This window comes from Butyrivibrio sp. AE2015, from assembly GCF_000420825.1.
In the GTDB taxonomy this organism is placed as follows: Bacteria; Bacillota; Clostridia; order Lachnospirales; family Lachnospiraceae; genus Butyrivibrio.
Genome location: NZ_ATVR01000052.1, coordinates 1 through 15901, shown reverse-complemented (window position 1 = coordinate 15901; position 15901 = coordinate 1). Strand labels below are relative to the sequence as shown.

The following is a 15901-nucleotide window of genomic DNA, read 5'->3' as shown; positions in this document are numbered from 1 at the left end:
CTATTATTCATGTCTTGTACATCTTTTTCGACATGACGCGAGCATCTTTTTTCTGTACACATGCTTTCTTTTTATAAAACAATCATTGATGTTTAGATGAAAAGGATGATTTGGGCATATAGCGCTTAAAAAACTTCCGGCCACCTCTTGTTTCTTATAATTTGTCCTTATAGCACTTTTTAGTGATGCCAGCCACCCCGCATGGAGTTCAAATGGGTAAATAGGACACTTTCAAGTCTTGGGCCACCTAGGAAGACAGGGTAAGAAACGTAATAATCATTATCTTACCCAAAGAAAACCAGAAAGATAGGGTAAGAAATGTAATATATATTTTTTTACCCAAGTTACCTGTTAAAATGGTGGCTGCAAAAGCGATATCAAGCTATATGCCCAAACTAGCATTGTCGTACCCTTTACAATGGTAGCCGCGGGTATATAATCACACATATTCTTGAAAGTAGCCGCCCCTACTGTTCTCGGAATTGGATCCTGAGGCATCTTAACCCAGCCACACCGAAGGTGCTTGCCATTGACGGGTTCCGAGGAAAACGCTACAATGCTGGTTCCGACGGTGCATGAATCTAACTACTGTTCCCATCATCCTCACCGTCGGCAAGGCTGACAAAGCGTTTTCCTCAGGCTCAGTCAATGGTGGCGTACTCAGCCGTAATCTAAACTTTTCTTATGATGAAAGTATTGTTTCCAATACGTATGTTTATCATCATGTGATCTGGTCTAAAAGGATGATCTGATAACTAAAGAATGCTTGCTCCATCGGAGAAAGCATTCGTAACCTAGATCAATTTATTTGAACAGTCCCTATGTATCCTTACTCACTTACGCATATACAAAGAAAGAGTATTTTGCTTATAGGTTTACTTTTAATATTGGCGTGATCTGGAATAAAACAAATAAGAAAATACAAATAATCCATAAATAGTCAACTTCTTAAGGAATTCTTAAGATTTGCGATAGAAATTCTTAAGATTAAGGTAGTGCTATTTACATGCAATTTTAGTTGTGATAAAGTGGCAATCGTTGAACGACAAGTTATTAGTTACAAACATTATTTCTGCTCGAAAGAGCAATGGATGATGCGGACAGCGTGTCTAATTCGCTGCTTATGATAGCTTACGCGGCTATGATTCTTGCATTTTCCAAATCTCACAAACATTGAACATACAGGGATGTCTATGACTCCTTCATAAAAGATAGTGTGATAATCACTATAGTTCTTTTGCGCGCTTTTTTGCGCTGTCTAACTGACTCTTAATTTAAGTGTCAGTCTGTATTCCTGTGTGTTTAATGTATTGTCTTTTATTATTGAAAAAACAAAGAAAAAAGTTGTCGAAAGATTTTTCTTTCGACAACTTTTTTTAAAGATTATCAATTGCGTTATTCATTGCTTCGTTGACCTGTGCATTCATCTTTGATGTGATCTCAAGGTGGAGCATGTCAATAACTCTGTTATCTATAGAATATCCCAGTCTGTCAGCAGCCTGTTTAAAATCATCTTTATGTGTAGAAGCGTAGCTTTGACGCATTGTTGCATCAAGTGCTCTGGTAGCCTGCAATGAATCGTAGGCTTTGTCAAACTCTTCGCCAAATTTGCCTTTTGCATCTTCTCCTGCGGTAAGTGAACTTACAGAAGCACTAGATGGTGATAACTGGTTAAGGTATTTACTTGTTATTCCATTAGCTGCGGCCAAAAAGTTAAAATCCATTTCCACTTTTCTCCTATAACCTCAATAATGCTTTCATTCTTTTGCCTCATGAAGTTTATCGGATGAAGAACTGAAAATCTGAAGTGGGTAACCTAAAAATATTGCTTTTTTTATAATCAAAAAGTATTATTTAAAAATAAAATGTGATCACAAGGGGAAGATGAGATGAGTCCTAAAATTGCTAATCCGGAAAAATATGAAGAATCTAAAATGTCAAAGGGAGAACTTAGATATACAGAGCGCAGCAGATGGCTTCTGTTTGGCCTTCCCTGGACTTTTACAAAGTATGAGATAAGAGATAATGACTTTACTATAATCAATGGCTTTTTTACTGTCCGTGAGAATGACTGCTATATGTATAAGATCAGTGATGTAGAGATCACAAGAACTCTTTTGCAGCGCATGGCAGGCCTTTCAACAATTACTTTATTTACGTCCGATGTTACAGACAGAACTATCACTATGAAGAACATAAAGCATGGACGCGAGATAAAAGACTTCCTTCTTCAGGCTTCGGAAGCCGCAAGAATTAAGAGAAGAACTGTGAGCATGCAGAACATAGGCTTTGGAGCAGGCGATATCCATGACGTTGATGATGCTGATGATCTAAGTGGGCATATAGACGACTAAACTTTTAGATTTTTTTCGTCTTTGATATGTTATAATTATCTGCTTATCTGTTTACTGAGAGGAGATTTTTAATGGCAAACGAATTAGATGTGATAATTATTGGTGCAGGCCCAGGCGGCATTTTCTGCGCCTATGAACTTATGGAGAAGAGACCTGATCTCAAGGTTTTGATGATAGAAAAGGGCCGCTCTATTGAAAAGAGAAACTGCCCTAAGAGAGTTACCAAGACCTGCGCAGGCTGCAAGCCATGTTCAATTACTACAGGATTTGCGGGAGCAGGAGCTTTTTCTGATGGAAAGCTCTCACTTTCTCCGGATGTTGGAGGGACACTTCCTGAAATTCTTGGGTATGATGAGGCTACAAGGCTTATACATGAATCTGATGAGATATACCTTAAATTTGGTGCAGATACCAGCGTGTATGGCGTTGATAAAGAGGCTGAGCTTCGTGAAATCAGAAGAAAAGCCATAAACGCCAATCTTAAGCTTGTAGAGTGTCCCATAAGACATCTTGGCACCGAGGAGGGATATAAGATTTACTCCCGTCTTCAGGAACATATTTTAAGCAAGGGTGTCACAATAGAGTTTAATACAATGGTCAAGGATATCATTGTGGAGAACGGCGTTGCTACAGGAGTAGTGACAGATAAAGGGGAGACTTTCCTGGCAAAAGAAATTGTGTCTGCTGTCGGAAGAGAGGGCGCAGACTGGTTCAAGGATAAGTGCGAAGAGATTGGAATCGAGACAAAACCTGGAACAGTAGATGTAGGAGTTCGCGTTGAAGTAAGGGATGAGGTAATGCAGTTCCTCAATGAAAATCTTTATGAGGCAAAGCTTATTTATCATACCCCAACTTTTGATGATAAGGTGAGAACCTTCTGCACAAATCCTTCAGGTGAAGTTGCTACAGAGTACTACGAGGGCGGTCTTGCAGTAGTTAACGGACATGCCTATAAGGGAAAAGAGTTTAAGACAAACAACACCAACTTTGCACTTTTGGTTTCAAAGAACTTTACTAAGCCCTTTAAAACACCAATCGAATATGGTAAAAAAATAGCAGAACTTTCCAATATGCTCTGTGGTGGCAAGATACTTGTTCAGACCTATGGTGATTTCAAAAGAGGCCGTAGAACGACAGAAGAGAGACTTTGCAGGAATAATCTGATTCCGACACTTAAGGATGCTGTGCCAGGAGATCTTTCACTTGTATTCCCGCACAGGATAATGGTAGATCTCGATGAGATGATTCAGGCTCTTGATAAGGTTACTCCCGGAATTGCTTCAGACGAGACCCTGCTTTATGGTGTAGAGGTTAAGTTCTATTCCAATAAAGTTATTGTAAATAAAGACTTCGAGACCAGTATCAAAGGCCTTCGCGCAATCGGAGACGGAGCAGGTGTTACAAGAGGTCTTCAGCAGGCGAGTGCAAATGGACTTTCTGTTGCCCGCAGTATCATCAGCAGTATGAAATAACAGGCAGACATGATTTTTAGAACACTAAAAAAACTAAAAGGTAAACTGAATATTTTATCAGCTGCTTCTATTCTGGCTTTGTCCCTTGTTCTTACCGGATGCGGCACGAACGTTTCAGATGTAAGGCTTGTTTTTACAACAGGTTTTTCCAAGAATGAGGTGTTTACAATCGAGGACAAGAGCTGCAATCTGTCTGAGGCTCTTGTGTATCTGGTAAATACCCAGGAAGGCTATGAAGAGAGCTTTGGAAGTGATATTTGGGGCAAAGAGACTGATGCAGGAACTGTAGAAGACAGATTAAAAGAATCGGTTCTAGCCAAGATCGCTCAGATAAAGGCTATGAATCTTTTGGCTGAGGAAAACGGAATCTCTCTTGACCAGTCTGAGATAAATCTTTCACTTCAGGCGGCAAATGAGTATTACGGAGGCCTTACGGAAGCTGATATCAAAGCCATGGGCAATGTGACACTTGAAGAAGTGCTTGCTATTTATGAGGAGAGAGCCCTGGCCGATAAGCTCTATGACTACATCATAAGGGACATTAACCCGGAGATAAGTGATGATGAAGCAAGAACCATAACCGTGGAACAGATACTTCTAAAAACTTATACTCTTGATGCTGGTGGAGAAAAGACGCCTGTCAGCGACTCAGAAAAAAATACGATCTACAGAAACATGAAAAGCATTGTGAGTGAGCTTGAAGAAGGCAAAAGTTTTGAAGAACTCATGGCTCAGTACAATGAGGCTGATGAAGGAACTATTTCTTTTGGCAAAGGCGATATGGAGTCCATTTATGATACGACTGCATTTAATCTTGGAACTGATGAAGTCAGCGATATCATAGAGACCTCAGAGGGTTATGTGATCATCAAGTGCATAACTACCTTTAACAGAGAAGAGACTGAGGCCAACAAGGAAAAGATCGTAGCGGAGAGAAAAAGAGAGGTTTTTGGGCAGCAGTATGACGCCTTTGTGGCGACATTGAACAAGCGACTCAATGAGAAATTGTGGAATTCGGTTACTTTGGTAGCTGATGAAGAAGTTTCTACATCCAATTTGATGGAAATATATCAAAAATATTTTAGATAATAGTGCAAATCCCACAGACAAATTATTGTCATGTGGGATTTTTTTGTCTAATTAGTAAAAAATGTGCTTAATAAAGTCAAAATATTCCATTAAATTTCTGTGAACAATTGGATATATTTAAACCATGAAGGGAAGGAAAAAGGGTATGAAAAAATTAGAATATTACCTGGTAACTATGTTGGTTTTATGCGCATCTCAGGTGCTTTTTGGTTGTGGGAAGGCAGCTGAAAAAACTGAGAGCTGGGCGTACATCCATGAACCCGGTGAAGAAATCCTATCCTTTTACGATGACGGAGAAGCACTTTATAAGGGCGAAAAGTATTCATACTCAAAGGACGACTCATACATAATGCTGGATGATGATAATGGGGATCATCTTGGACTGCGTTATGTCATGGAAGGCGATACGATGCTTTTGTACGAAAAGTCCACATATGAGTACGATGGTCAAAAAGATACTGACGGAATTGTTGGTGTCTGGAAACAGGACAACGGATGGGAGTATCAGTTTACTGATGACGGAAAGTTCTCTGAGGAGAATATCTTTTTTGGCAGATATACAGTGGATGAAGAAAATTCCTGCATAAAGCTGATGTATGACGATCCGATTGAGGACGCATATCTTTACTATGAGCTTGATGGGGATGAGCTCACTATCGATTATCCATGGCCTATGGTAAAGACAGAGGTCAAAAGTTAAAGAATCTTAAGCTGCATGCGCTTTAGATAAAAGAACAGGCAGGCGACTGCCAAAACAATTTAATAAAGGGAGGTATGAAATGCAAAAAAAACGTATTGTTTCAATGTTTATGGCAGGTTTAATGACATTGTCTCTCTTCGGATGTGGAAGTGCTTCTCAGCCAGCTGCTGATACAGGATCAGCTCCGGAGCCGGCAAAGCAGGAAGCTACTACTGAAGCCAAGGCAGAAGAGAAGACTGAGACAGTAGCTGAAACTACTTCAGAAGAGCCTATTTCTCTTAATATGTGGTGTATTGCTACAGAGAGTGATTCAAACCGCCACTCTTATGAAGCTGCTATCGCAGATATGCAGGCAAATCACCCAGAGATCAACTTTACCTGGGAAGCTTTCGAGAATCAGTCCTACAAGACCAAGATCAAAGCAGCAGTTTCTGCTAATGAGATGCCTGATATCTTCTTTACATGGTCATGCGCATTCCTTGGTGATTTCGTAGAAGCAGGAAAGGTTTATTGCCTTGATGATGCTTATCAGAACTATAAGTCAGAACTTCCAGAGGTTATGCTTGGCAACTCAACTTATGACGGAAAGCACTATGGCGTGCCGCTTACAATGAACATCGTTGGCCTTTTTGCTAACATGGAACTTCTTAAGGAAGTTGGCTACGAAGAGATCCCTGGCACATATGATGAGTTTATTGCTTGCTGTGACGCACTTAAAGCAAAGGGAATCATTCCTTTTGGATGCGCTGGTAAGGAGACATGGTGCGTAACTGAGTACCTCGAGTCAGTTATCGAGAAGAGTGCCGGAGCAGACACACTTAATGATATATTCCTTGGAAAGTCAACATGGAACAATCAGGATGTAGCAGACGCCGTTGATACATTCCAGAGCCTTGTTACTAACGGATATTTCGATCCTTCAGGAATCGGTCTTACAAACGACGAAGTTAAGAACAACTTCATGGCAGGCAAGTATGCGTTCTATATGAACGGAACATGGAACTGCGCTGACTTTGCAGCTAATGCAGAATTCTTCCCTAAGGTAAAAGTAGGTGAGTTCCCTGTTATCAACGCAGACAAGTCAAAGCTTGGACAGCTCATTGGCGGACCTTCAGATACACTTGCAGTTGCAGCATCTTCACCTAATGCAGAAAGAGCTGCTGACTATGCATTTGAGCTTGGTAAGCTCATCTGCCACTATGGATACCTTGATGGATGCGGACTTCCAGCTTGGACACCTTACGGCGATACAAGTTCAGTTAACGAACTTACACAGACTGTAGCAGGAATCGTTGCAGGCGCTGATTCAATGGTTCTTTTCGGCGATACAGCTATGAGTGCAGATTCTGCTAATACATATCTTTCATATGTAGATCAGGTTTATGGCTGCCTTCTTGATGGAAGTCAGTTCATAGAGGGTCTTTCAAAAGATATTCAGTAATACTTTTTCATAACTGGTTTTATAAAGGTCCTTCCTGTTTCCTTACTAAGAGAGAGGGAGGGCCTTTTTTAAAAGGGATATAGGGGAAGGATTTTTTGTATGGAAAAAGAAAAAAACGTAGAGAGGGAGAGAAGAAAAAAAGAACTAAAAAAAGCTTTTGCCATCTTTATATTTTTACTCCCGGGTCTACTTCTTTTTATAAGTATTCTGATAGCTCCTATTGCTGTATCTGTATACAGGAGCTTATATGATTGGAATGGCTTTTCTGAAGGCACATTCATTGGATTTAATAATTACATTGAACTGTTTACAAACGGTTCTATCAAATTTATGACATCTTTAAAAAATTCATTGATCCTGGCATTTTTCTCTGTCTTTGTTCAGCTGCCCTTTGCGCTTTTACTGGCGCTTTTGCTTGGAAGAGGAGCGAGAAGAGAAAGAACTTTCCTGTCAATTTTCTTTATGCCGGTGCTGATCTCTACAGTTGTAATAGGTCAGTTATGGCTTAAGATCTACAATCCGGATTACGGCCTTTTAAACAGATTTCTGGATGCAATAAATATGGGGAATCTAAAGCATGTATGGGTTGGCGATGTAAAAACTGCTCTTGGAAGTATCATTGTTCCAACGGTGTGGCAGTACATCGGCTATCATATGCTACTTATGTACGCCGGAGTAAAAGGAGTATCCATAGATCTTAGAGAAGCAGCAATGCTTGATGGCGCAACCAAATGGCAGGTTGACAGATACGTTGTCATACCGATAATCAAGCCGATCATAAGAGTAAGCGTTATTTTTGCTGTCACAGGTTCACTCAAGACTTATGACCTTGTAAGGATCCTGACTGAAGGCGGCCCCTTCCAGTCAACAGAGGTTCCAAGCACACTTCTTGAGAACATGCTGTTCCTTAGAAACAGATATGGAATGGGCAGCACGATATCTGTAATGCTCATAATCCTGTGCTTTGCCTTTGCACTTCTCATAACAGCAGCATTTAAAGAAAAGGATGATTAAAGATGGAAAGTTACACACTTAAGGAAGAAAAACCTTATCTTAAGGTTATAACAAATATATTTCTGATCATTTGGGCCCTGATCAATATCTTTCCGATTTATTTCATGTTCACTTTTTCGCTTAAGTCAAATGATGAGATATTCGGAAGCAATATCATAGGCCTTCCAAAGAACTGGCTCTGGTCTAACTTTGCAACAGCCATGAACACAGGAAATATGGGGCTGTACTTTTTTAACAGCCTTCTTGTGACAACTCTTGCAATAGGGATTTCAATGATGGCAGCCATGATGGCCTGCTATGCGATAACCAGAATCAGATGGAAATTTAGCGGACTTGCAAATGCATTTTTTATGTTGGGACTGACAATTCCAATTCAGGCATCAATCGTGCCTGTTTACGTAGTCTTGTCAAAACTACACTGGCTTAATAAGTATTCGACACTGATCGTTCCTTATTCAGCGTTTACTCTGTCAATGGCGATCCTTATCTGCTCCGGTTTTATGGCTGAAATACCGACAGCCCTTGATGAGGCAGCAAGGATAGATGGATGCGGACTTTTTGGAACATTTTTTAAGATCATACTTCCACTTATGAAACCTGCGGTATCAACTGTCGGAGTTTATTCATACCTCCAGTGCTGGAACGAGTTCATGTTTGCAAATGTATTTATCTCAGATTCAGCTCACAGGACGCTTCCTGTAGGTATAAAGGCACTTTCCGGACAGCATACCACAGAGTGGGGGCCAATCGGTGCAGCCCTTGTAATAGCGACGTTTCCAACCCTTATATTCTATATATTCCTTAGCGGCAAGATACAGGCCAGCTTTATAGCTGGCGCCGTTAAGGGGTAAAAGAAATAAGGATCAGCCCTTATTTATTTTATTTAGTTCATTTGTTTCAATGACTATAAGGAGAGTGGTATCAGAAGTAAGTTTTCTCTGAGGATCAATAAAGCCCCATTTTGTCTGGCTGTTTTTTACAGCGACAACGTTGAGCTTGTATTTCTTTCTGAGATCAAGCTCCAAAAGGCTCTTTCCAATCCAGCTGTCTCTTGGTCTTATTTCAACCATTGAGAGATTTTCATCCAGCTGGAAATAGTCAATGAAAGTATCTGAAATAAGGATTCTTGCAGATTGCAAACCTCCGAAGTCCTCAGGAATGATGATCTTATCTGCTCCGACTTTTTTGAGTATGGAAGACATCCTTTCTGAGGAACTTTTTGCTACAACAAGCGGAACACCAAGTTCCTTGGCAACTGCAACTGACATGATGCTGGCCGACAGATTTCGTCCCATAGCGCAGACAACAATGTCCATGTTTTTTATATCAAGTGACTTTATTTCTTCTTCATTTTCGAGGTCAGCAACTACGCCGACAGTGCAGAAATCTGCCATTTCTTTTATTAGGTCTTCATCTTTGTCAGCAACAAGGACGTCAGCACCCATTTCATAAAGGCTCTTAGCAAGGCTGATTCCGTATCTTCCCAATCCTAAAACTGCAACTGATTTTTTCATTGTCATTCTCCTTTATCCTACGTAAAAATTGCCTTCGATGTATTGAACTGAATTATTCCTGGTTTTTCTTTTGGCAAAAAAGATTGCCATGGAAATGGGGCCAATCCTTCCAAGGTACATGGATATAATTACGATAATGCGGCCTGCTACATTTAAAGTCGTTGTAACATCTCTGGAAAGACCAACTGTTGCGGATGCACTGACTATCTCAAAAAGAGCATCTGTGACCCCAAGTGACTTATCTGTTGCCATCAGTAAAAGTGTGAACATAACAACTGTAAAGGTGCTGACAGCCACGATTACTGTAGCCTTGCGCATAAGCTCATAGGAAACTTTTCTGTTAAAAACAAGGTTTTTATCATCGTTATTTATATAGCTGAGAATATTAAGAGTTGCCAGGAAAAAAGTGACAGTCTTGATTCCGCCGGCTGTTCCGACAGGGGAGCCTCCGATAAACATCAGGATATAAGCTATGATGCAGGATATATCAGTCATTGATTTTTGTGAGAAACTTGAAAATCCGGCAGTTCTCAGAGTTACTGACTCAAAGAGACTGTTTAGGTATTTCTCGTAAAGTGGCATATTCCCTATGGTTCCCGGATTGTTATATTCAAACACAAAGAAAGATATTGTACCAATAGCAATGAGGATAACTGTAATGGAAATAACAAGTTTTGTGTGTTCAGACAGTCGTTTCCATATAAGTTTTGGAGAGTATCTGTTTTTGACTCCCTTCACTATGCCTGAAGAAAGGTCAAACCAGACTACGTAGCCAAGTCCTCCGAGAATAATGAGTGTCATTGTGGTAAAAAGAACCAGTGAATTGGAATTAAAAACTCCCATGCTGGTAGGACCAACAACGTCCATTCCCGCATTGCAGAAGGCAGATACTGAGTTAAAGACCGCAGCCCAGATGCCTTTTTTGCATCCTAAAAGAGGGATGAAGGTGATGGAATAAAAAAAAGCACCGAGAAGCTCAACTATCAGTGTGCCGCGAATGATGCGCACAAGGATCTTTAAAACGCCGGATCTTTCATTGAGGTTAAGGGCATCTGTGAGCATGATCCTTTGGCCCATTGAGAATTTTTTGCGGGTAACAAGCATAAACAATGATGCTACTGTTATGATGCCAAGGCCTCCAATCTGAGCAAGTACCAGTATGATGACCTGTCCAAAAACGCTCCAGTGGCTGTAGGTATCTACTACAACAAGTCCGGTAACACATACGGATGTGGTTGCTGTAAAAAGAGCTGTCAGGAAATCAGTAGTGTTTCCGGGCGCTGAAGATATTGGAAGGAGCAAAAGAAGGGTTCCTATGAGGATTGCTCCTAAAAAACTAAGGGGTATCAGATGTTCTGAAGAAAAACTCCACTTTTTCAAAAGGTATTCCTCCTGGAAAATAAGCATTGTCATCCAATTATACTTCTTTGCTATTTGCTTAACAAGCTTGGACATTTTCAGGAGAAAATCGGTTATAATTGGTATGGGTGTTAAATTAGAGGTATTTGGGGATATTGGGGAAATGAAACATATTCTTAACAGGAAAAAAATACAGCAAAATACGCTTTCTTTTAGCCTTAAAAGGCTGATCTTTGGGATAGTTCTTGTTGCTGCCATCGTATTTGTGTGTTCAACATACATAATCACTAGGCAGGAGCAAAAGGACTACGCCATCAGAGATTCTGAAAATGTTCTTAAGACCCTTTCAAGTAACATTAGTTCCGATATTCAGAAATATACATCTCTTTCGAGACTTATAATGATAGATGACAGGGTTCTGACTTTTTTAAGGGCAAAAATGCTCTCTGTAGATATCAGTATGATAAACGACGCCAGATATGGAGTTATGGACATTTTGAACGTAACAGAGGGCGTGGATAGTGTCATGATCTTCAGAGAAGACCTGATCATGCTGGCAACTAACCGGTTTACCTATCAGTATGACTATGGACTTATGAACAGTGAAGAATGGAAAGGTGATATATATGAAGGCCTTGGCAGAGTAGTGGTTTCCCTTAACAGTAACGGTATAGCGACCAAGCAGGACGGACGCCCTGTTGTCACCATTGGAAGAGCAATATATGACATTGACACTCAGAAAAGAACCGGAATCCTTATGATGAATATTTCCTCTTTGGTATTTGAGAGAATGCTGGCAAGCCTTAGTTATGACAACATCTGCATCATGGGAAGTGATGGGACTTTCCTTGCAGGAAATAAAAGCTATGTGAACTTTTTTGACAATAAGTTCGTAAGTACATCCATAAGGCATGAGGACGTTTTTATAGACGGAGAGAGAGAACTATTGTCGGGGCGTCTAGTAAGTGACCTTCCTATAGTTATTCTCAGGGTTTCACCCTACGGAACAGAGGGAATTCCCTTCAGAATGCTGTATATTCTGCTGTTTTTGATGATAGTATTCATTATACTTGCATTTTTCGTTGGAACATTTATCAGAAAGACTATAACGGATCCAATCTTTGAATTGTCCAATTCAATGGAAACAAACAGGCAGTCGGGAGAGCTTAAGAAAATAAATGTCGAAGTGCCTTACAGCGAGCTTGATATGCTTCAGGGCGATTACAACGGCATGATAGATCATGTTAATGACCTTATTGATAAGCTCATGGAAAAAGAAAAGACTCTTCAGAGAGCAGAGATGAGAGTTTTGCAGGAGCAGATAAAGCCGCATTTTCTTTATAATTCGATTGAGACCATAGGCTTTATGGCCATGGACGCAGGTGCGGGAAATGTTCATGACGCCCTTGAAACTTTGGGCAGTTTTTACAGAAATTTCTTAAGTAAGGGTGACAGGGCAATCCCGCTTTCAAGAGAGGTGTGGATCGTTAAGGATTATCTTTCTCTTCAAAAGCTAAGATATGGCGACATATTGGATGATGAGTATGACATAGCAGAGAATACTCAGGAAGTTATGGTTCCAAAGCTTATACTGCAGCCCCTTGTGGAAAACAGTATATATCATGGTATACGTTTAAAGGGGGAAAGAGGTAAAATAAAGATAAGCAGCAGACTTCAGGATGGAAATCTGCACATTATCGTACATGATACCGGAATAGGTATGAGACAGGAAAAAATAGATCAGATCCTTTCTCTTGATAGGAAGGATAAAAATGACCTTGATACCGAGAGCTTTGGCCTTTGGGGGACTATAGAGCGAATAAGGTATTATACCGGAAAAGAGGATGTTGTCAGTATAAAGAGTGAAATTGGGGAATATACTGAAATTGAATTTGTAATTCCGGCCACGAGCTGACCTTTTTTTCAGGGGATTGGATATTAGTTTTTTGGCAATATAGGGGTTCGATGTTTCAGGGAGAGGTTATTATGGGAAATGTGTACAGAGTTATGGTAATTGACGATGAAGAATCGGCAAGAAAACTTATGAAGGCAGCGATTGACTACGAGAGCCTTGGAATGGAAGTTGTTGGAGAGGCAGCAAGCGGCATTGAAGCCATAAATGTAATTGATGAGATAAGGCCGGATATAGCATTTGTTGATATCTCAATGCCCTTTATGGATGGCATAGAGTTTACGGAGATTGCGACTTCAAGATATCCTAACCTTATCATCATAATAATGACGGCATTTGACCAGTTTGAGTATGCCAGAAAATGTGTGAGCCTGCCGGTTTTTGATTATATGCTTAAACCTATGGTAAGAGCGGAAGTCACAAAGGTTCTCGAGAGGGCAAAAGAAAAGCTTGATGCATCAAGACATAATCAGGGACAGAGAAGCAATCCGGATAAAGATGGCGAAAATGACGATTATGATGAAGAGGTAAATTCCACTGAGCTTATAGAAAAGTATGTTATGGAGAACTTCACGGATCCCAAGCTTAATCTTACTTTCATCGCTCAGAACTTTGGCTTTAGTGCAAGCTACCTGTCTCGTAAGTTTAAGGCTGACACCGGGAAAAATTTTGCCAAATATCTCACAGATCTTCGAATGAAAAAGGCTCTTCGCTATGCAGAGCTTGGATATAAGATGTATAGAACGGCAGGAGAAGTGGGAATTCCTGATCCCAACTATTTTAGCAGGTGTTTTAAAAAATATACCGGCATGAGCTATTCAGACTATGTACTTGAAAAAAGTTCATAAGGGATTGCCCGGTTATTTCGACACGTAATTGCAGATTTAATAGTAGACGCGATTATGATAAAATATAAATAATAATCAGATAGCTGCAACTGTGTTTTATGTGAAGAAGGAGGCGCCTTATGAATGAGCAGATGAAAAAGATTGGCAGACAAATGGGAATCAGGATGGGTATTCTTATGAGCTTTTGTCTGGCACTTACCGGGACACTTTCTTCAGGGCACTTTACGCCTGTTGGATTTATTTTTAGTTTCATTGTAAGTGCAATCATTAGCATACTCATTGGTTTTGTGGTCCCTGTCGGTAAAATAACCGGTGACGTTTGCCGCAAGGCAGGATTTGCGCAGGGTACTATAAAAGAGCGCCTGTTAAGCAGTCTTATTTCAAATCTTATTTATACACCACTTATGACTTTTGTAATGGTACTACTTGCATATACAATGGTCATGAAACAAAGCGGCGGGATGGCACAGCTTTCATTCCTTCCAATGTTTCTTCATTCTCTTGTCATTTGCTTTATAGTTGGATACATTCTTATTTTTATATTTCAGCCACTGTTTATGAAGCAGCTCCTGAAAAAATATCGTCCTTGACCAGAATTGCCAAAATTCATTTTGATTCGTATAAATGGATAACAAATGATACATAGCTATGCGGGCTATTGTTATTATTGGTTTGAAATTTGTTGATTAATAGAACACTTCGTATGAGTATGGAGGGTACGAAAATGGATGAGAATAAAAATGTAAGAATGGAAATAACAGACGATTATCTTGAGGATGTAATTGGCGGCGCTAAGCGCAAGGGAAACTGCCCCAAAGGCGGAGACCATGAGTTTGAGAAGACCGATGTTAAGGTCTTGAAAAAAACTGTTCTAAAATGCAAAAAGTGTGGCAAACGAATGGCATCAAAATAAAATGATGAGCTGTGAAAAGTTGATTATTTATTTTGTAGCCAATAATGAGGTTCTACGTTGTAGATTAGGGAGAGGATTCTGATGTATGCAATTAGCATACATCAGAATCCTCTCTATTTGTATATGCGTAAGTGACTTCTCTAATTCTCTAAAAATTTTAGATTGCGGCTGCGTACGCCACCATTGACTGAACCTGAGGAAAACGCTTTGGCCTGCGAGCCGACGGTGAGGATGATGGGAACAGTAGATTTTCACGCACCGTCGGATGCAGCATTGTAGCGTTTTCCTCAGAACCCGTCAATGGCGAGCACCTTCGGTGTGGCTGGGTGTTATTGCCTCGGGCTCTGACTCCGAGAACAGTAGGGATGGCTACTTTCAAGGATGTATGTGACTATATGTCTGCGTCTGCGTCTTTCAATGTAAAGAGAGCGAAGATTCTGTTTTGGAAATATAGCCTGATTTTTGAGCTTACGACACCATGCGACAAGATTTTTGACTTGTAATTTTGGGCATATACGGCCTTATTTGAGGTTACCACACCATTATATAGAGGTCATATGTCTAAAGTTCACTCATCCAATGGATGTGGCAATCCATTTTTTCTCGTATATGCCCAGTTTCACTTCCTGAAAATACTGTCGATGGATGTGTTAACTAAAAAATATGACTATATACCCAATTCGCTTTGACAATCCGAATTTTCTATGTTCCATTCCATTCAGTCCATATGATCGTGAAGAATAATGGTTTGGGCATATAGCGCTTTGGAAAGCTTCCAGCCACCTCTGATTTTTACTATTTTGGGCATATAGCAACTTTTTACGAGGCCAGCCACCCCTCACGAAGTTAAATTGGGCATATAGGCCGATTTCAAGACTCGGGCCACCCGTTAAAATGGTGGCTGCGGACGGATAATCGCCGTATATGCCCAAATGCCTGCGATAAAAGCTATAAACTACTACCTATAGAGTGGACACATATCAATTCACTTTAGACCCACTTTCATGTGGTAATACCCATTTAAAATACAGCCCAAAATCTGTTTTATACATTTTTTTGAAGGCAATACCGTGTTTTCGGACAATTGTGTTATTGTTAATGACCACATCTGGATGTTATCCTTTCATTATTAGGAGCATAACTATTATGAGTTCAAGACATCACTATACTGAAGCTGAAAAAGCAGAATTACTTAGCAATCCATACACTTTTCGAGTTACTGATACTTCAATAAGGTTTACATTGGCTTTTAAAAAGTTTGTATTAGAGAACATTGATAAACCAG

Annotated in this window: 14 protein-coding genes; 11 read left to right on the top strand and 3 right to left on the bottom strand. The window is 40.1% G+C overall.

The window, feature by feature from the left end:
* Positions 1 to 1376: 1376 nt before the first annotated feature.
* Positions 1377 to 1724 (bottom strand): hypothetical protein, encoded by a 348-nt coding sequence (locus G585_RS0115820; RefSeq protein ID WP_022776302.1) that lies wholly within the window; start codon positions 1722 to 1724, stop codon positions 1377 to 1379.
* 165 nt (positions 1725 to 1889) lie between these two features.
* Between G585_RS0115820 and G585_RS0115815 the strand changes: the two genes are divergently transcribed.
* The 7 genes from G585_RS0115815 to G585_RS0115785 all read left to right on the top strand — a co-directional run bounded on the left by G585_RS0115815 (position 1890) and on the right by G585_RS0115785 (position 8921).
* A complete protein-coding gene (locus tag G585_RS0115815) occupies positions 1890 to 2354 on the top strand; it encodes a PH domain-containing protein (protein ID WP_022776300.1) in 465 nt (154 codons plus the stop codon).
* Between the two features lie 71 nt (positions 2355 to 2425).
* Entirely contained in the window at positions 2426 to 3826 is a 1401-nt protein-coding gene (locus G585_RS0115810) for an NAD(P)/FAD-dependent oxidoreductase (protein WP_022776299.1), read from the top strand.
* A 9-nt stretch (positions 3827 to 3835) separates the two neighbouring features.
* Complete coding sequence (locus tag G585_RS0115805; protein ID WP_022776298.1) at positions 3836 to 4915, top strand: peptidylprolyl isomerase; 1080 nt, start codon at positions 3836 to 3838, stop codon at positions 4913 to 4915.
* Positions 4916 to 5060: 145 nt separating this feature from the next.
* Positions 5061 to 5615, top strand: a complete 555-nt coding sequence (locus G585_RS0115800; protein ID WP_026664057.1) for a hypothetical protein — start codon at positions 5061 to 5063, stop codon at positions 5613 to 5615.
* A gap of 79 nt (positions 5616 to 5694) precedes the next feature.
* Positions 5695 to 7056, top strand: coding sequence for an ABC transporter substrate-binding protein (locus G585_RS0115795; protein ID WP_022776295.1), 1362 nt, complete (start codon positions 5695 to 5697; stop codon positions 7054 to 7056).
* Between the two features lie 99 nt (positions 7057 to 7155).
* Complete coding sequence (locus tag G585_RS0115790; RefSeq protein WP_022776294.1) at positions 7156 to 8070, top strand: carbohydrate ABC transporter permease; 915 nt, start codon at positions 7156 to 7158, stop codon at positions 8068 to 8070.
* A 2-nt stretch (positions 8071 to 8072) separates the two neighbouring features.
* Positions 8073 to 8921: a carbohydrate ABC transporter permease gene (locus tag G585_RS0115785; RefSeq protein ID WP_022776293.1), complete on the top strand. Its 849-nt coding sequence runs from the start codon at positions 8073 to 8075 to the stop codon at positions 8919 to 8921.
* A 12-nt stretch (positions 8922 to 8933) separates the two neighbouring features.
* Here the strand turns inward: G585_RS0115785 and G585_RS0115780 are convergent, their stop codons facing one another.
* Positions 8934 to 9584, bottom strand: a complete 651-nt coding sequence (locus G585_RS0115780) for an NAD-binding protein (RefSeq protein WP_022776291.1) — start codon at positions 9582 to 9584, stop codon at positions 8934 to 8936.
* A gap of 12 nt (positions 9585 to 9596) precedes the next feature.
* Positions 9597 to 10964: a TrkH family potassium uptake protein gene (locus G585_RS0115775; protein ID WP_026664055.1), complete on the bottom strand. Its 1368-nt coding sequence runs from the start codon at positions 10962 to 10964 to the stop codon at positions 9597 to 9599.
* A 142-nt stretch (positions 10965 to 11106) separates the two neighbouring features.
* On the opposite strand from G585_RS0115775, the gene G585_RS0115770 reads away from it, so the two are divergent.
* The 4 genes from G585_RS0115770 to G585_RS0115755 all read left to right on the top strand — a co-directional run bounded on the left by G585_RS0115770 (position 11107) and on the right by G585_RS0115755 (position 14616).
* On the top strand, positions 11107 to 12858 hold the full coding sequence (locus G585_RS0115770; RefSeq protein WP_196802926.1) for a cache domain-containing sensor histidine kinase: 1752 nt from the start codon (positions 11107 to 11109) through the stop codon (positions 12856 to 12858).
* Positions 12859 to 12929: 71 nt separating this feature from the next.
* Positions 12930 to 13703 carry a response regulator transcription factor gene (locus G585_RS0115765; protein WP_034482601.1) on the top strand — a complete coding sequence of 258 codons (774 nt, stop codon included), beginning with the start codon at positions 12930 to 12932 and terminating at the stop codon, positions 13701 to 13703.
* Positions 13704 to 13822: 119 nt separating this feature from the next.
* Entirely contained in the window at positions 13823 to 14293 is a 471-nt protein-coding gene (locus G585_RS0115760) for a hypothetical protein (RefSeq protein WP_022776287.1), read from the top strand.
* A gap of 134 nt (positions 14294 to 14427) precedes the next feature.
* Entirely contained in the window at positions 14428 to 14616 is a 189-nt protein-coding gene (locus tag G585_RS0115755) for a hypothetical protein (RefSeq protein ID WP_022776285.1), read from the top strand.
* Positions 14617 to 15901: the final 1285 nt, after the last annotated feature.